Source organism: Actinoplanes sp. NPDC000266 (genome assembly GCF_042899005.1).
In the GTDB taxonomy this organism is placed as follows: Bacteria; Actinomycetota; Actinomycetes; order Mycobacteriales; family Micromonosporaceae; genus Actinoplanes.
The window spans coordinates 402,016-417,337 of the sequence record NZ_JBIAZI010000002.1 but is presented as its reverse complement, the minus strand read 5'-3'; the positions used below and the strand labels follow the sequence as shown (position 1 = coordinate 417,337).

Below are 15,322 nucleotides of genomic sequence, written 5' to 3'. Positions count from 1 at the left end.
GAGTGAACCCCGGGTGAATGCCACGTCCTTTTCATGCAGTTTCCGTGATCGCTACGTCACTGTTCCCGGAACGTTGATCGCGTCGCATCGACTCTGCGAGGGACCACCGGCGACCGTCGCCGGCACCGAGTCCCATGGAGGACCCCGTGCCCGACCGACGTCAGGTGCTGCGCATGAGCGCCGTCGCCGCCGCAGCGCCCGCTCTCGCCGGAGCCGGAGCCGGCGCCGCCGTAGCCAGCCCGGCGCAGGCCCACGGCCGCACGAGAGCCGAGATCTTCGGACACCGCGGCGCGTCCGGCTACCGCCCGGAGCACACGCTCGCGTCGTACGAGCTCGCGGCCCGCATGGGCGCCGACTACATCGAGCCCGACCTGGTCTCGACGAAGGACCACGTGCTGGTCTGCCGGCACGAGCCGGAGATCAGCGGCACGACCGACGTGGCGACACGCTCCGAGTTCGCCGACCGCAAGCGGACCGTGATCCTCGACGGGGTCAGCGTCACCGGCTGGTGGACCAACGACTTCACCCTGGCCGAGCTGAAGACGCTGCGCGCGATCGAGCGCCTCCCCGCCGTGCGCCAGGAGAACACCCTCTACGACAAGCTGTTCGAGGTGCCGACCTTCACCGAGGTGCTGGAGCTGCGGGCGAAGCTGTCCAAGGAGCTCGGCCGCGACATCGGCGTCATCCCGGAGACCAAGCACCCCACGTACTTCCGCCGGCTCGGCCTCGACCTCGAGACGCCGCTGGTGCGCGCGCTCGACCGGGCCCGCCTCAACAAGCGCGGCGCGAAGGTCTGGATCCAGTCGTTCGAGGCGGCCAACCTCAAGGACCTCAACAACAAATACCGGGTGCAGGTGAACCTGGTCTTCCTGACCTCCGCCTCCGGTTCGCCGTTCAACGACACCAGGACGTACGCCCAATATCTGACCCCGGCCGACCTCAAGGAGCTCTCGTCCTACGTGGACGGCATCGGCCCCGACAAGAGCCAGGTCATCCCGCGCAACGCCGACGCCACGCTCGGCACGCCGTCGACCCTGGTCAAGGACGCCCACGCGGCCGGCCTCAAGGTCATCCCGTACACGTTCCGGGCCGAGAACCAGTTCCTGCCGGCCGACTACCGCGTCGGCACCGACCCGAACGCCTACGGCCGGGCCATCGACGAGCAGATCACGTTCCTGAAGACCGGCATCGACGGTCTCTTCACCGACCAGCCCGACATCGGCGTGCTCTCCCGCACGCTCGCTTTCGACTGAGTCTTTCCCGGCCGGCGCTCATTTGAGCGCCGGCCGGATCACCTCAAAGGCCCGCGCCGTCAGCTCCAGCGGATCCGTGGTCCCGTCGCTCTCGGCCCACCGGCGCAGCACATCCTCCAGCGCGGTCAGCGCGATTCCCACCGCCAGACCCGGGTACATGTCGGTCGCGTTGTCCCGGCCGAGTCGCGCCGCGAGCACCGTCGCCATGTCGTCGCGCCACGCCGCCTGCCGCTCCAGCGAGCGCGCATAGAGCGCGGGCGTGCGCAGCACGAGGCGTACCACCGGAAGCGCTTTGCCGGTGTTGTCCTTGCAGTCGAGCACGGCCACCTCGACCGCGTGCCGCAACGCCACCGCCGTCGGCTCATCGGCGGGCCGGCTCGCCAGCTCGGCCCGCATCTGGTCGCCGAGCGTCTCCAGCATCTCGATGACCACGTCCTCCTTCGAGGCGTAGTAGCGGAAGAACGTCCGCCGCGAGACCCCGGCCTCGGCCACGATCTCGTCCACCGTGACCGTGTCGAAGCCCCGGGCGGCCATCAGCTGGAGCGCCGCCACCTTCAGCTCGTCGCTCACGACCTGCCGCTTGCGCTGCGCGATCGTCAAGCCGCGCCCCTCATCCATGCCCCGCAGGATATGTCATGCCATGGTTGACACCCAGTGCCACCAATGGCAGCGTGGGTCACATGAGGTACATCATCACCGGAGCCTCCAGCGGTCTCGGCCTGGCCGCCACCCGCGCCCTCAGCGCCGCCGGCGCCCATGTCATCCTGGCCGTCCGCGACGAACGCAAGGCCCGCGACGCCACCGCCGGCCTGTCCGGTGTGGACATCCGCCACGCCGACCTGGCCGACCTCGACTCCGTGCGCGCCTTCGCCGGCTCCGTCGATCACGCGGACGTCCTCATCAACAACGCCGGGGTCATGGCGCCGGCCCGCACCGACAGCGCCCAGGGGCACGAGCTCCAGTTCGCCGTGAACCACCTGGCCCACTTCGCCCTGACCGGCCTCCTGCTCGACCGCCTCACCACGCGCGTGGTCACCGTGACCTCGGTGCTGGCCAAGAAGGGCCGCCTGAACTTCGGCGACCTGCGGGCCGGGAGCCCGTCCGTCCTCTACAACCAGTCCAAGCTGGCCAACGCGGTCTTCGGTCTGGAACTGCACCGGCGCTTGGCCGGCTCATCCGTTCTGAGCCTGCTGGCCCATCCGGGCTACGCCGTGACGGGCCTCCAGGCCGGCATGAGGCCGAGCCTGAACCGCCTGTTCCTCACCCGGATCGGCAACCCGCTGCTGGCGGTCCCGGCCGAGAAGGGTGCTCGCCCGATCCTGCACGCGGCCACCGACCCGTCCGTCACCGGCGGCCAGCTGATCGGGCCGGGCGGCCCGGGCGAGATTCGTGGGGAGCCGGTCGTGCTCGAACCCGCTCCCGCGGCCACCGACCCGGAGACGGGGCGGCGCTTGTGGGAGCTCTCCGAGAAGCTGACCGGGGTTTACTATCCCCAGGCATGAGAGTGCTGCTCACCTCGTCCGGCGTCACCAACGACAGCATCCGTGAGGAGCTGACCTCGCTGCTGGGCAAGCCGATCGCCGAGGCGAGCGCGCTGTTCGTCCCGACCGGGCTCCACCCGTTCCCGGGCGGCACCCAGATGGTGTGGCGGGCGATCCACGGGCCGCTGTGCGCCCTGGGCTGGAAGTCGGTGGGCCTGCTGGAGCTGACGGCGCTGCCGAGCATCGAGGAGGCGGCCTGGGCGCCGGCGGTCCGCGAGGCCGACGCGCTGCTGGTGGGCGGCGGTGACCCGCTCTATCTGGCCGATTGGATGAGGCGTTCGGGCCTGGCGGCCCTGCTGCCGGCGCTGAGGTCCGAGGCGGTGTACGTCGGGGTGAGCGCCGGGAGCATCGCGGCGACCACGACGTTCGCGGAGACGTACATCGATCCGCCCCGGCCGGGCGAGGGCACGCCGGTCGTCTTCGAGGGCGACGTGGCCCGGATGCTGGTCACGGGAGAGGGCGTGGGCCTGGTCGACTTCGCGGTGATTCCCCACCTGGAGCACCCGCACCACGCCGACGCGACCCTGCCCAACGCCGAGACGTGGGCGTCCCACATTCCCGCGCCCACGTACGCCATCGACGACGGCACGGCCATCAGCGTGTCCGGCGGCGTGACCCGGGTCGTCTCCGAGGGTCAGTGGAAGTTGTTCTCCTCGAAGGAGCGCTGACCCAGGTCGAGGCCGATCGCGCCGCCGTCGCCCTCCCGTAGCTGCTTGACGGTCCGCCCGACGTACGACCGAAGGGCCCGGGCCAGATGAGGCTCGTCGAAATAGTCGAGCTTGGCCACCACATCCGCCGCCGTGCCGCCGCCGGCCAGCAGCTCGGCCGCCGTCCGGGCCCGCTCGATCTGCCGTACGGCACCCCGGGTCAGCCCGGTGGCGGCCCGGAACCGCCGCTCGACGGTCCGCCCCGACACGTCGGGCCGGTCGCCGCGCAGCACGCCGGCGACGAGCGGATCCCGGACCACGGCGCCGGCCCGCACGAGCCGCTCGACGAGGGCTTCGGCGTCATCGGCCCCCGGCGTCTCCCACCGGACCCCGTCGAGCCGGAACGACCGCCGCGCGGTGTCGGGCAGCTCGACGCCGCCGTCGACCAGGCCGGGCGTGGGCAGCCGGCGCAGCGAGGTGCCGACCGCGAACTCGATGCCGGTGAAGACGGCCCCTTCGGGCACGGGCGCGATGCTGGTACGGGTCTCGGGCCCGGTGACGCTGGCGTACGCCCGGCCCTGCTGCTCCCAGAAGACGAGCCCCCACCGCACACCCGCCACGGCGGTCATCGTGGAGACGCGCTCGCTGGTGCACGTCCACACCGCGTCGACCCACGGCGAATCCGACCGCCGAGTAGCGAACCGCAGCTCCACGCGCGAAGAATACGCCCGCGTACGGTTCCCGGTCATACTCGAGCGATAGTGCAGCCGGGCTGATGACATGGGGCCGCTGATGACGGATCCAGGCTTTGATCCCTATGCGAGGGCGCTACAGCTGTTGAGCGCCGACGCTCCGGGCGCGATAGTGGGTGCGCCGGAAGATTGGCCCCGGTGGGTGGTGTTGCTCCCACATGTGCTGACGGTGACCGATCCGAACCGTGATGACGACCGTTTGCCGCTGTCGCGTCCGTCCGACAAGCAGATGGCACGGAATTCCTCGTGGTTGCTGGATCGTGCTGCGACCTATCTGCAAGTCCACGGACGGCCCGCTGAAGCCCGGCCACTGGCCCAACGTGCCGTTGCTGTCGCCGAAGTCGCCTATGGCCCTGACGACCATACCGTCGGCATCCGGCTGAGCAATCTGGCCCAGATCGTGCACGACCTCGGCGACCTGTCAGCGGCCCGAGCGCTGACCGAGCAGGCATTAAGCATTGCCGAGGCCGCTTACGAGCCCGGCCATCCGGTGGTCGGCATCGCCTTGATCAACCTCGCGATGATCCTGCGCGACCTTGGTGACTTGTCGTCTGCCCGGACACTGGCCGAGCGAGCCCTGGCCATCGACGAGGCCGCCTACGGCTCCGACCACCCCGCCGTTGGGGCCGACTTGAACAATCTGGCCCAGATCCTGCATGACCTTGGTGATATCCGGTCGGCCCGGGCACTGACCGAGCAGGCTCTTGCCATCGCTGAGACCGCTTACGGCCGCGACCACCCGACGACCGGCACCCGGTTGAACAATCTCGCCTTGATCCTGGGGGATCTTGGTGATCTGCCGGGCGCCCGGGCATTGGTGGAGCGGGTCCTGATCATTGATGAGGCCGTTTATGGTCCCGACCACCCCGCCGTCGGAATCGGCTTGAGTAATCTGGCTCTGATCCTGAAGGATCTCGGTGATCTGCCGACCGCCCGGACAATGGCCGAGCGGACATTGGTCATCGCCGAGGCCGTTTACGGCTCCGGCCACCCCGCCGTCGGCATCGCGCTTAACAATCTGGCCCAGATACTGTATGACCTGGGTGATCTGCCGGTCGCCCGGGCACTGACCGAGCGGGCCATCGCGATCAAAGAGGCCGCTTATGGCCCCGACCACTCCGCAGTCGGCACCGATCTGAGCAACCTGGCCCTGATTCTCATGGACATCGGTGACCTGCCGGTCGCTCGGAAGCTGAGCGAGCGCGCCCTGGCCATCGCCGAGGCAACTCGGGGCCCCGATCATCCCGACGTCGGCGTCGCTCTGAACAACCTCGCCCTGATTCTCATGGACATCGGAGACCTGCCGGTCGCCCAGAAGCTGAGCGAGCGCGCCCTGGTCATCGCTGAGAGCACGTACGGCGCCGGACATCCACGGACTGATGCCTCCCGGCGCAACTTGGACTTCATTCAGCAGGAGCGGCTCTCGCGCCGTCGGTCGGGGTGAGCATTCACCCGTTGGGTCGATAGCCCATGGTGACCATTATGGAACGCTGTGGTGCGTGACGATCGAAGACGCTTCGACCGAATGGGACTTCTTCGTCTCGTACACGCAGGCCGACCGGTCGTGGGCCGAGTGGATCGCGTGGGAGCTGGAGGAGAACGGCAGCCGCGTGCTCGTCCAGGCGTGGGACTTCGTCCCGGGCACCAGCTGGGTGCAGGGCATGCAGAACGGTGTGACGCGTGCGCGGCGGATGATCGCGGTTCTGTCCGAGGCGTACCTGTCGTCGGTTTTCGGGCAGGCCGAATGGCAGGCCGTGTGGGGCACTGATCCGTCCGGCGCGCGACGGTCGCTGTTGACGGTCCGGGTCGAGGACTGTGACCGGCCCGGTCTGCTCGGGCAGATCGTCGGGATCGATCTGTTCGGCGTCGCGGAAGCCAAAGCGCGGGAGCGGTTGCGGGCCATGGTGGCCCGGGCCGCCGCGGGCAGGGCCAAACCGGGGGAGAGGCCGTCGTTTCCGCCGTCGCAGCGGGCGATTCCCCACGGCGCCCGATTTCCGCGGGCGTTGCCGCAGGTCTGGAACGTTCCGGCCCGCAACCCGAACTTCACCGGCCGGGCGAGCGCCCTGGAGGCACTGGCGGGCGAGCTCGCGGCGGCCGGGACGATGACGGTCACGTCGGTGCGAGGCATGGGCGGCGTCGGCAAGACTCAGCTGGCCAACGAGTACGCCCACCGGCACGCCTCCGACTATGACGTCGTGTGGTGGATCGCCGCGGAGGAGCCGACGCTGATCCCCGACCAGTTCGCCGGTCTCGCCGGCGAGCTGGGGCTGGAGCCCGGGCAGGACGCCGACGCCGTACGGCTGGCCGTACACCAAAGATTGCGGGACGTGCCCGGCTGGCTGCTGGTGTTCGACAACGCCGACACGGTCCTCGACATCCGTGCGTGGCTGCCGCCCACCCTGGCGCAACCGGGCTCACGGTGTCACGTGCTGGTGACGACCCGCCGGGACGGGTTCACCGCGCTCGGCGAGGTCTACGACCTGGACGTCGTCGACGAGGACGAGGCGAAGCAGATCCTCCGGGCCCGGGTGCCGCAGATCGATGATGCCGCCGCCGGGGATATCGCCGAGCAGCTGGGCCGATTGCCGCTGGCGCTGGAGCAGGCGTCCGCCTACATCACCCGGTCGCAGCTTCCGCCCGATGAATACCTGCGGCTGCTGCGAACCCGGGCGCGGGAACTGTACGGCCGGGGGAGGGTCGCGACCCGCGACGACACCATCGCGACGCTGTGGGCGCTGAGCTTCGACCGCGTCGGCCAGGAGGAACCGGCGGCGCTGCAACTGCTGGCGATCTGCGCCTACCTGGCGCCGGTGCCGATCCCGCTCGACCTGTTCACCGCCCACCCGGATCAGCTGCCTGAGCCTCTGGCCGCCAAGGTCACCGACCCTTTGGAGTTCAACGACGTCCTGGCCGCCATCGTGGATTACTCCTTGGCCAAGCGGGAACGGGACGGGCTACTGCTGCATCGGCTGGTGCAGGGCGCTCTGCGGCTGCGATACCCGGCCGAGGGCCGTTCACAGCCCGACGCCGTCCAGGAGCTGACCGCCTGATGACGACGCCGGGTTTTGATCCCTACGCGACGGCGTTGCAGCTCCTGACCTCCGACGCGCCGGCGTCGATCATGGATGTGCCGCAGGACTGGCCGCGATGGGCGGTCCTGCTCCCTCATGCGCTGGCAATAACCGATCTGCCGCTGCCAGGGCAGGCCGGCGAGCAAATGGCGGCGAATTACTCATGGCTGCTGGACCGCGCCGCTACCTACCTGCAGGTTCATGGACGGCTCGGCGAAGCTCGCCCGCTGGCCCAGCGTGCGGTGGCCATCACTGAGGCCACTTACGGCCGCGACCACCCGGCCGTCAGTACCCATTTGAGCAATCTCGCGCTGATCCTGCAGGATCTCGGTGACTTGAGGGAGGCTCGGGTGCTGGCCGAGCGGGCTTTGACGATTGCCGAGGCCTCCTTCGATCGCGACGATCCTGCCGTCGCTATCCGGCTGAGCAATCTTGCGACGATCCTGCAGGATCTTGGTGAGTTGCCGGAGGCTCGGTCGTTGTGTGAGCGGGCTTTGGCGATCGATGAGGCTGCCTTCGATCGCGACGATCCTGCCGTCGCTATCCGGCTGAGTAATCTTGCGACGATCCTGCAGAACCTTGGTGAGTTGCCGGAGGCCCGGGTGTTATCTGAGCGGGCTTTGGCGATCGATGAAGCTGCCTACGACCGTGACCATCCCACCGTCGGCATCCGGTTGAGCAATTTTGCGCTGATCCTGCGGGATCTTGGTGAGTTGCCGGAGGCTCGATCGTTGTGTGAGCGGGCTTTGGCGATAGCTGAGGCTGCCTATGGCCGCGACCATCCCACCGTCGCTATCCGGCTGAACAACCTCGCGCTGATCCGGCAGGGTCTCGGTGAGTTGCCGGAGGCTCGGTCGTTGTGTGAGCGGGCTTTGGCGATCGATGAGGCTGCTTACGACCGCGATCACCCCACCGTCGCTGTCCGGCTGCACAACCTCGCGACGATCCTGCGGGATCTTGGTGACTTGTCGGAGGCTCGGGCGTTGTCTGCGCGGGCTATGGCTATCGCCGAGGCCACCCTCGGCCCCGACCACCCCACAACCAGGATCGTCCGCCGGAATCTCGAATGGACGGGCCACCTGCTTGCTGAGAAGGAGTCGATGTGAGTCAGTCGGAGAGCGCTGTTCTGGCGTACTGGGGCGAGCACCGCGATCAACTCCGGCAATCGGAAACCCAGCGCGCCCTCCTCACCAACTATCTTCTGGTGATCGCAGCCGCCCTGAGTGCCTTGGTCGTCCAGCAACGGTTCGTGGCCGAGACTTTGCCCCTGTCCGTGCTGATCGCTCTGGTGGGTGTCTACGGCGCGATATCCGTCGCCAAGTACCACGAGCGTGCCGAGTACCACCTGACGCAGGCGCGCGCTCTCACCCGCGTCTTGAAAGACATGGGTGCCCTCGCCGACCAGGACACCCTGGACGAGTTCCGGGAACGGCACTATGCGCGATATCCGCGCCTGCACCGGGTCCGCTTGCATGCCCTGTGGACCGGGCTCCATGTGGGCATTTTCGTTTATGGGCTCACGCTTGTGATCATCACGCTGGCACGGTGAATGTCGGCCTGGTGGCCCAGCCACGCGTTCAGGGCCAGCACGGTTCCGCCGCAGAGCAGCAGGACTATGACGAGGATGCCCAGGATCCAGCGCCAGATCGCGAAGCGGCTCTCCCTCGGCGTGTCGGTGCCGGTGCCCTCGAAGGGCCAGGATGAGTCGTCCTCCGGGTCGTCCACGAAGCGGACGGTACCCAAACTCCGTACGGGAATCGGGCTTTTGCGGGGAAAGGTAATCCTGGAGAGATAGCGCACATTGCCACTGGGCTGGGCATTTGCGATTCTTCTGGGGTGAGCCCTGGTGGGCTCCCGGACGAGCGGTGCCGTACCCGGTGTGCGAAAAGACGGCGCCATGGAGGATTCCATGTCCTGGCTCGTGCTCGTCCTCTCCGGTGTTCTCGAGGCCGTCTGGGCCACCGCCCTCGGTAGGTCCGAGGGCTTCAGCCGTCCCCTTCCGACCGTCGTCTTCGGGGTGGCCATCGTCGCCAGCATGGGTGGGCTCGCCTTCGCCATGCGCGATCTGCCGGTCGGCACGGCGTACGCCGTCTGGGTGGGCATCGGCGCGGTTCTGACCGTGGTCTACGCGATGGTCACCGGGACCGAGGCCGTGTCCCTCGTCAAGATCCTGCTGCTGACCGGCATCATCGGCTGCGTGGCGGGGCTGAAGTTCCTGCACTGACGGTCAGCGTTCCGGCCTCGGTGTCGATCGTCGCCGTGGTGCCCAGCGGCATGCACACCGGGTCGTCGAGATGACCGAAGGGCAGACCGGCCAGCACGGGTACGCCCAGAGCACTCAGATCCGGTGGGGCCTCCCCGGCCAGGTCGCCGAGCGCCACACCGCGCACACCTTCGAGCAGGCCCGGGCGGCGCAGAACCTCCCCGGAACCGGGGCCCTCCAGGCACAGGACGGCCCCGGCCAGCGACGGCAGGCCGGCGCCGATCATCGCGGCCACGGCGCTGGTGTAGCCGCCGATCAGCCGGCCGGTCGCCACCCCGGGCACCGTCGTCGCGGACGGGGCGGCGCGCAGCACGGCCGGCTCGCCGGTGAACAGCAGCTGCCGGCATCCCACGGCGTCGAGCGACCCGTGAATGCCCGTCAGGCCGGTGCGGCCGAGAAGGGCCAGATGGAGGTACGTGATGTCGCTGAACCCGACGATCGGCTTCGGGTCGGCCCGGACGAGGGCGGGATCGATCCGCGACGCGATCCGCTGGGCGCCCGTGCCGCCGCGGGTCGCGATGATCGCCCGTACGGCCGGGTCCCGGAAAGCGTCCTCGAGATCGGCCAGCCGGTCGTCGTCCCGCCCGGCCATCTCGCCGTAGCGGTCGTCGGCGTGCCGCCCGAAGTCCACGTCGAGGCCCCACTGGCCGAGGAGCCCGGCCGCCCATGGCCGCCAGCCCTCATGCTGCGGAGGGCTGGCCGGCGACACCATCCGTACGAGATCTCCGTCCCGGAGCCGCGGCCACGGCAAGACGTCGTCCATGACGCTGATTGTGCGCCCGGGGCCCATGATCGGGGCATGGCGAACTCCAAGCGGGCGGGCGTGTTCATCGCCGACCCCGCGGCTGATCCGCGTGGCGCGGGTCTAACCCAAGGCGACGAACGATCCACGCTCGTGGCCTTTCTTCGCGGTCAGCGGCTGACTCTCGAGGTCAAGTGCGGCGAGCTCGATCCGCATGACCTCGCCGCCCGTTCCGTCCCACCTTCCACGATGTCGCTGCTGGGTCTGGTGCGCCATCTGGCCGAGGTGGAACGGCAACCCGCCGACCTCGGCGTGGTGTACGACGTCGAGCGCGTCGGGCGGATCTCCCTGCGCGAGGCGCTGGTCCACCTCATCGAGGAATACGCCCGCCACAATGGTCATGCCGACCTTCTGCGGGAACGGAGCGACGGAAGGGTAGGTCAGTAGTCGGCGTCTCGTAAGCTGACGGCCGTGACCGGGACGACTGTGGCCGCGGTGCTGGCCGAGCTCAAGGCGCTTGACGATCCGAAGACGCGGGCCGTCAACGAGAAGCACGGTGACGATCACGGGGTCAACCTCACCAAGCTGCGCGCGGTCGCGAAAGAGCTCAAGACCCAGCAGGACCTGGCCGTCCAGCTGTGGGCGACCGGCGACACCGCGGCCCGGCTCGTCGCTCTGCTGATCTGCCGGCCCAAGGCGTTCGCGCGCGACGAGCTCGACACCATGCTGCGCGAGGCCCGGGCGGCCAAGGTGCACGACTGGCTCGTCAACTACGTGGTCAAGAAGAGTCCGTACGCCGAGGAGTTGCGTGTCGCCTGGACGGCCGACCCGGATCCGGTGGTCGCCTCCGCCGGCTGGGCGCTGACCACCGAGCGGGTCGCCAGGAAGCCCGAAGGGCTCGACCTGGCGGCCCTGCTCGACGTCATCGAGGCCCGGATGAAGGACGCCCCCGAGCGTCTCCAGTGGGCGATGAACCACTGCCTGGCCCAGATCGGCATCTCGCACGAGGAGCAGCGCGCCCGGGCCCTGGAGATCGGTGAACGTCTCGAAGTGCTCAAGGACTATCCGGCGCCGCCCAACTGCACGTCGCCTTTCGCGCCGATCTGGATCACCGAAATGGTGCGCCGGCAGAACGCCTAATCGAACAGGATGGTGCGGATGGCCGTCGTCAGCCGGTCGATCAGTTCGTCGGGGGGCATGGTGGCGACCGGGCCGTCGGCCAGCACGTAGCGGCTGAAGGCGACGCCGATCAGGTGGGCGCCCATCATGTTCACGCGGGCCGCCAGATCGGGAAGGTCCAGCACCTGGGCGTAACCGTCGACCGCCGTCTGCTGAAGGGTCTGCAGCAGCGCCTTGGCCGCCTGCTGGTCGCCGGCCGCGCTGCGGATCAGGGCGATGACCGGGTCGGCGCCCTCGGACGACTCCATGCGGCGCACGAACGACGCCGCGATCCGCTCCGGCAGCTTGGCCGCATCGTCGTCGAGGACACCCTTGAACAGGGCCTCCGGGTCGGGCGTGGTGGCCGCGACGAACAGCTGCTCCTTCGAGGAGAAGTGCAGCACGACCAGGCCGTGGGTGACGCCGGCACGGCGGGCGATCTCGCGGATCGTGGCGTTCTCGTAGCCGCGCTCGGCGAAGACGGCGCGGGCCGCGGTCAGGATCGCGGCCTGTTTGCGCACGGGGTCGCGGGTCCGGCGCGGTGCGGGGTGTGACATAGTTCCTACTGTACACACGGATAGTAGCCGGTAGCGTGGTGACTGCGCGGTCAGCTGGCCGCGCCATTCGCCATTCCCGGAAAGCGGCCCACCGAAATGGTGTGGCCGCCATTTTTTTGTGCGCTCTCTCCGGTGAACCCGCACAGTAGTTCTGCACGCAAACAATTCCCTTCCGAACCTGAGTAATGTCGCCGCGTTCGACGGACCGGAATGGAAGGGGAAAATCGTGAACGACAACGGGGCGGCATCTCTGCGGGCCGCCGCCAGGGCGGTCCACCTGCCGGGGGATGACGGATACGACCAAGCGCGCAGCACCTGGTCCCTCGCGGCCGACCTGCGGCCGGCGGCCGTGGTCCACCCGGAGAGTGTGGACGAGATCAGCGCGGTCCTGCGGGCCGCCGGTCAGGCCGGGCTGCGGGTCACGCCGGTCGGCACCGGCCACAACGCGCATCCGCTGCGCGACCTCAGCCGTACGGTCATGCTGCGCACCTCGCGGCTCACCGGCGTCACCATCGACGCGGCCGCGCGCCGGGCCCGCGTGCAGGCCGGCGCCACCTGGTCGCCGGTCGTCGAGCAGGCGGCCGGGCACGGATACTCCGCCCTGCACGGGTCGGCGCCCGACGTCAGCGTCGTCGGCTACACCGCCGGCGGCGGGCTGAGCTGGTACGGCCGCAAATACGGGCTGGCCGCCAACCACGTGACCGCGGCCGAGCTCGTGCTGGCCGACGGCACCCAGGTGCGGGTGGACGCCGACCACGAGCCCGACCTGTTCTGGGCGGTCCGCGGCGGTGGCGGCAACTTCGGCGTGGTGACGGCGATGGAGTTCCGCCTGCTGGACTTCGCCACGGCGTACGCGGGCTTCATGGCCTGGGATCTGACCAAGGCGCCGCAGGTGCTCAAGCGCTGGCTGGAGTGGACCGCCGAGGCGCCCGACGAGGTCACCACCGCCTATCGGCACATGCGGTTCCCGCCCGTTCCCGAGCTGCCCGAGCCGTTCCGGGGCCGCGACTGGGTGATGATCGACGGGGCCGTCCAGGCCGGTGACGAGCGGGCCGAGCAGCTCCTGGCGCCACTGCGCGAGCTTAAGCCGGAGATCGACACGTTCGCCCGGGTGCCCTCGCCGGTGGTCTCCCGCATCCACATGGACCCGGAGGAGCCCACCCCCGGCGACGGCACGACCGGCCTGCTCGACGCGCTCCCGCCGGAGGCGGCCGACCGGCTCCTCGAAGCGGACGCGACCAACCAGCTCTTCTCGACCGAGCTGCGCCACCTGGGCGGCGCGCTGGGCCGCCCGGCGGCCGGCGGCGGCGCACTGTCCGCCCTGGACGGCCACTATCTGTTCGCCGTCGTGGGCGTCGTCTTCAGCCCCGAGGTGCAGGCGGCCGTCGTCGCCGAGTCCGAGCGGATCGTCGGCTCGCTCCGCGAATGGTCCCGCGACCGCATCTACACGAACTTCCAGCAGACCCAGGGTGACACCTCGCGCGCGTTCGCCCCGGCCGTCTGGCAGCGCCTGGTGGAGCTGCGCCACCGCGTCGACCCCCACAAAACCCTTCAAGCAAACCACGAGATCTGAGAGGTACGACTCCACATGAGCCTTCTCGACCGCAGGAACCCCGGGAACACCGCCATCGTGCTGATCGACTACGTCGAGAGCTTCAAGAACACCGTCAAGAGCCAGACCCCCGAGGCGAACGTGATCGGCGCCGTGGCGCTGGCCAAGACGGCCCTCGGCCTGGACGTCCCCCTGGTCGTCACGGCCGGCCCCGAGGGCGACCCGCGCGGGCCGATGTACAAGGAGCTGCTGGAGGAGCTGAACGGCCACCCGGTCGTGGCCCGCTGGGACGCCTTCGACGCCTTCGACGCGCCCGGCTTCCCCGAGGCGATCGAGGCCACCGGCCGTAAGCACCTGGTCGTCGCCGGCCTGACCACCGACGTGTGCGTCCTGCACACCGCGATGGGCGCCCTGCGCCGCGGCTACGGGGTCTCGATCGTCGTCGACGCCACCGGCGGCACCGAGATCTCGTCCCACGAGGCGGCGATCGGCCGCCTGGTGCAGGCCGGCGCCACCACCACGAGCTGGATGTCGCTGGCGACCGAGCTGGTCGGCCTCTACGCCAACGACAGCAAGGGTGTCCTGCCGCAGCTCCTCGCCCTCGACGCCAACCTGACCGCGGCCGGTCTCAACGAGGTTCTCTCCGACCTCTCACCCACGCGGTAACCGGCAAGGGCCGCGGCCGTGCGTTGTCAGACCTCGAGAGTCCAGTTCACGAAGCGCAGCTTCGGCGTGAACCCGGCCTTCTCGTAGACCTTCAGCGCCTCGTAGGGGTTCTCCGAGTCCGCCTCCACCAGGGCCCGGTCGTAACCCTCGCCGGCCGCGGCCCGCAGCGCGTGCCCGATCAGCGCCCCGGCGACGCCCCGCCTCCGATAGCCCGGTTGGGTCCCGATGAGCATGAAGCGCGCGTCGCGGATGCCGGTGGCCTCCGTGTCGGCGTCCCAGGACATCGTCACCAGCATGCCGGCCGGTGCCCCGGTGGCCACGTCGCGGAGCAGAAAACTGACCGTCGGCCGGAACGTCTGGTTGGTGATCTTGCTCTTCCAGGACTCCACGGTCATCGGCGCCCGCAGCCGGTCGTCCTGGAACGCCTCGTTGCGGATCAGCCGGAACTCCTCGTCGTTCCGCTCCGACCACGGCTCGAGGCGCAGCCCGGCCGGGATCGCGGTCTCGGGGATCGCGTCGCCGAGCGGGTGCTGCATGTGCTGGTAGTAGCTCACCGGCGTGAAGCCCTCGGAGCGCATCAGCTCGGGCAGGCCGGCCATGGTCTCTGGTTTGTGGATGTCGATGGCGAGCTTCAGCGCCGGCTGGTGCAGCGCGTGCAGCTCCTTGGCCGCCGCCACCCCGGCCCTCACCAGCCGGGTGCCGAGGCCGGTGCGCCGATAGGCCGGGGCCACGCCGCCGTCCATGACGATCCGGTGGACCTCTTCCGCGGCCGGCTGATATCTGACCTTCATGAAGCCGGCCATCACGTCGCCGTCGAAGGCCGCGAGCGTCCCGCGCTCCAGATCGGTGTACGGGTCGACCAGCTCCTGGAGGGTGTCCTCCTCGTCGTAGTACTCGCCGATCTGGTCGGCGCTCTCCATCGCGTTGAGGAGATCGGCCGACACCTTCGCGTCCCCGCTGGTGAGCGGCCGCCACGTGAGAGTGCTCGATGCTTCATGCATTCGGCGGAGGCTAGTTCCCGCGCGTGCCGGCTGTCGCCTCATTTCCCCGGGCCGCGCCCTGGGCGAGCGCGGCCCGATGCGGATCGGCGGGCGCGGCCCGAGGTGAACCGGCGAGCGCG

General features: G+C 69.5%; 18 protein-coding genes, 1 pseudogene and 1 riboswitch. Of the genes and pseudogenes, 13 read left to right on the top strand and 6 right to left on the bottom strand.

The window, feature by feature from the left end:
- The first annotated feature begins 146 nt into the window (after positions 1-146).
- Positions 147-1,253, top strand: coding sequence for a glycerophosphodiester phosphodiesterase (locus ACFY36_RS08240; protein WP_499745219.1), 1,107 nt, complete (start codon positions 147-149; stop codon positions 1,251-1,253).
- An 18-nt stretch (positions 1,254-1,271) separates the two neighbouring features.
- Here the strand turns inward: ACFY36_RS08240 and ACFY36_RS08235 are convergent, their stop codons facing one another.
- Positions 1,272-1,871 (bottom strand): TetR family transcriptional regulator, encoded by a 600-nt coding sequence (locus ACFY36_RS08235; protein ID WP_499745218.1) that lies wholly within the window; start codon positions 1,869-1,871, stop codon positions 1,272-1,274.
- Positions 1,872-1,933: 62 nt separating this feature from the next.
- Between ACFY36_RS08235 and ACFY36_RS08230 the strand changes: the two genes are divergently transcribed.
- Positions 1,934-2,755: an SDR family NAD(P)-dependent oxidoreductase gene (locus ACFY36_RS08230; protein WP_499745217.1), complete on the top strand. Its 822-nt coding sequence runs from the start codon at positions 1,934-1,936 to the stop codon at positions 2,753-2,755.
- Positions 2,752-3,462 (top strand): Type 1 glutamine amidotransferase-like domain-containing protein, encoded by a 711-nt coding sequence (locus tag ACFY36_RS08225; RefSeq protein ID WP_499745216.1) that lies wholly within the window; start codon positions 2,752-2,754, stop codon positions 3,460-3,462. The genes ACFY36_RS08230 and ACFY36_RS08225 overlap by 4 nt, the downstream gene beginning before the upstream one ends.
- Here the strand turns inward: ACFY36_RS08225 and ACFY36_RS08220 are convergent.
- Entirely contained in the window at positions 3,429-4,154 is a 726-nt protein-coding gene (locus ACFY36_RS08220; RefSeq protein WP_499745215.1) for a helix-turn-helix domain-containing protein, read from the bottom strand. The two genes, ACFY36_RS08225 and ACFY36_RS08220, sit on opposite strands and share 34 nt — an antisense overlap.
- A 67-nt stretch (positions 4,155-4,221) precedes the next feature.
- Between ACFY36_RS08220 and ACFY36_RS08215 the strand changes: the two genes are divergently transcribed.
- From ACFY36_RS08215 to ACFY36_RS08200, 4 genes are read left to right on the top strand one after another with little or no spacing between them, the layout of a single operon-like run.
- Complete coding sequence (locus ACFY36_RS08215) at positions 4,222-5,637, top strand: tetratricopeptide repeat protein (RefSeq protein WP_499745214.1); 1,416 nt, start codon at positions 4,222-4,224, stop codon at positions 5,635-5,637.
- A gap of 55 nt (positions 5,638-5,692) precedes the next feature.
- Positions 5,693-7,243, top strand: coding sequence for an FxSxx-COOH system tetratricopeptide repeat protein (gene fxsT, locus ACFY36_RS08210; protein ID WP_499745213.1), 1,551 nt, complete (start codon positions 5,693-5,695; stop codon positions 7,241-7,243).
- Entirely contained in the window at positions 7,243-8,370 is a 1,128-nt protein-coding gene (locus tag ACFY36_RS08205; protein ID WP_499745212.1) for a tetratricopeptide repeat protein, read from the top strand. Before fxsT ends, ACFY36_RS08205 begins: the two co-directional genes overlap by 1 nt.
- Positions 8,367-8,813, top strand: a complete 447-nt coding sequence (locus ACFY36_RS08200; RefSeq protein WP_499745211.1) for a hypothetical protein — start codon at positions 8,367-8,369, stop codon at positions 8,811-8,813. Before ACFY36_RS08205 ends, ACFY36_RS08200 begins: the two co-directional genes overlap by 4 nt.
- Here ACFY36_RS08200 and ACFY36_RS08195 read toward each other — a convergent pair.
- Positions 8,774-8,989, bottom strand: coding sequence for a hypothetical protein (locus ACFY36_RS08195; protein WP_499745210.1), 216 nt, complete (start codon positions 8,987-8,989; stop codon positions 8,774-8,776). The genes ACFY36_RS08200 and ACFY36_RS08195 overlap by 40 nt on opposite strands.
- Before the next feature lie 110 nt (positions 8,990-9,099).
- Positions 9,100-9,163: riboswitch (guanidine-III (ykkC-III) riboswitch) on the top strand.
- Positions 9,164-9,173: 10 nt separating this feature from the next.
- On the opposite strand from ACFY36_RS08195, the gene ACFY36_RS08190 reads away from it, so the two are divergent.
- Entirely contained in the window at positions 9,174-9,488 is a 315-nt protein-coding gene (locus ACFY36_RS08190) for a DMT family transporter (RefSeq protein ID WP_499745840.1), read from the top strand.
- Here ACFY36_RS08190 and ACFY36_RS08185 read toward each other — a convergent pair.
- Positions 9,451-10,290 carry a S66 peptidase family protein gene (locus tag ACFY36_RS08185; RefSeq protein WP_499745209.1) on the bottom strand — a complete coding sequence of 280 codons (840 nt, stop codon included), beginning with the start codon at positions 10,288-10,290 and terminating at the stop codon, positions 9,451-9,453. The genes ACFY36_RS08190 and ACFY36_RS08185 overlap by 38 nt on opposite strands.
- Between ACFY36_RS08185 and ACFY36_RS08180 the strand changes: the two are divergent.
- The 3 genes and pseudogenes from ACFY36_RS08180 to ACFY36_RS08170 all read left to right on the top strand — a co-directional run.
- Positions 10,210-10,554: pseudogene (locus ACFY36_RS08180) on the top strand (mycothiol transferase); the annotation flags it as partial. The gene ACFY36_RS08185 and the pseudogene ACFY36_RS08180 sit on opposite strands and share 81 nt — an antisense overlap.
- Positions 10,537-10,716 carry a mycothiol transferase gene (locus tag ACFY36_RS08175; RefSeq protein WP_499745839.1) on the top strand — a complete coding sequence of 60 codons (180 nt, stop codon included), beginning with the start codon at positions 10,537-10,539 and terminating at the stop codon, positions 10,714-10,716. The pseudogene ACFY36_RS08180 and the gene ACFY36_RS08175, both read left to right, overlap by 18 nt.
- Before the next feature lie 24 nt (positions 10,717-10,740).
- The gene (locus ACFY36_RS08170; RefSeq protein WP_499745208.1) at positions 10,741-11,409 is read left to right on the top strand and encodes a DNA alkylation repair protein; all 669 of its coding nucleotides are present in this window, start codon (positions 10,741-10,743) and stop codon (positions 11,407-11,409) included.
- Here the strand turns inward: ACFY36_RS08170 and ACFY36_RS08165 are convergent.
- A complete protein-coding gene (locus ACFY36_RS08165) occupies positions 11,406-11,984 on the bottom strand; it encodes a TetR/AcrR family transcriptional regulator (RefSeq protein WP_499745207.1) in 579 nt (192 codons plus the stop codon). The two genes, ACFY36_RS08170 and ACFY36_RS08165, sit on opposite strands and share 4 nt — an antisense overlap.
- Before the next feature lie 226 nt (positions 11,985-12,210).
- Here ACFY36_RS08165 and ACFY36_RS08160 point away from each other — a divergent pair, with 226 nt between their 5' ends.
- A complete protein-coding gene (locus ACFY36_RS08160) occupies positions 12,211-13,557 on the top strand; it encodes an FAD-binding oxidoreductase (protein WP_499745206.1) in 1,347 nt (448 codons plus the stop codon).
- Positions 13,558-13,572: 15 nt separating this feature from the next.
- The gene (locus tag ACFY36_RS08155; protein WP_499745205.1) at positions 13,573-14,202 is read left to right on the top strand and encodes an isochorismatase family protein; all 630 of its coding nucleotides are present in this window, start codon (positions 13,573-13,575) and stop codon (positions 14,200-14,202) included.
- A 26-nt stretch (positions 14,203-14,228) separates the two neighbouring features.
- Here ACFY36_RS08155 and ACFY36_RS08150 read toward each other — a convergent pair whose 3' ends face one another.
- The gene (locus tag ACFY36_RS08150) at positions 14,229-15,203 is read right to left on the bottom strand and encodes a GNAT family N-acetyltransferase (RefSeq protein ID WP_499745204.1); all 975 of its coding nucleotides are present in this window, start codon (positions 15,201-15,203) and stop codon (positions 14,229-14,231) included.
- Positions 15,204-15,322: the final 119 nt, after the last annotated feature.

Excerpts from the sequence above, each read along its gene's own strand:
- ACFY36_RS08235 (WP_499745218.1), bottom strand. The coding sequence starts at position 1,871 with ATGGATGAGGGGCGCGGCTTGACGATCGCGCAGCGCAAGCGGCAGGTC.
- ACFY36_RS08230 (WP_499745217.1), top strand. The coding sequence starts at position 1,934 with ATGAGGTACATCATCACCGGAGCCTCCAGCGGTCTCGGCCTGGCCGCC.
- ACFY36_RS08225 (WP_499745216.1), top strand. The coding sequence starts at position 2,752 with ATGAGAGTGCTGCTCACCTCGTCCGGCGTCACCAACGACAGCATCCGT.
- ACFY36_RS08215 (WP_499745214.1), top strand. The coding sequence starts at position 4,222 with ATGGGGCCGCTGATGACGGATCCAGGCTTTGATCCCTATGCGAGGGCG.
- ACFY36_RS08205 (WP_499745212.1), top strand. The coding sequence starts at position 7,243 with ATGACGACGCCGGGTTTTGATCCCTACGCGACGGCGTTGCAGCTCCTG.
- ACFY36_RS08190 (WP_499745840.1), top strand. The coding sequence starts at position 9,174 with ATGTCCTGGCTCGTGCTCGTCCTCTCCGGTGTTCTCGAGGCCGTCTGG.
- ACFY36_RS08185 (WP_499745209.1), bottom strand. The coding sequence starts at position 10,290 with ATGGACGACGTCTTGCCGTGGCCGCGGCTCCGGGACGGAGATCTCGTA.
- ACFY36_RS08165 (WP_499745207.1), bottom strand. The coding sequence starts at position 11,984 with ATGTCACACCCCGCACCGCGCCGGACCCGCGACCCCGTGCGCAAACAG.
- ACFY36_RS08155 (WP_499745205.1), top strand. The coding sequence starts at position 13,573 with ATGAGCCTTCTCGACCGCAGGAACCCCGGGAACACCGCCATCGTGCTG.
- ACFY36_RS08150 (WP_499745204.1), bottom strand. The coding sequence starts at position 15,203 with ATGCATGAAGCATCGAGCACTCTCACGTGGCGGCCGCTCACCAGCGGG.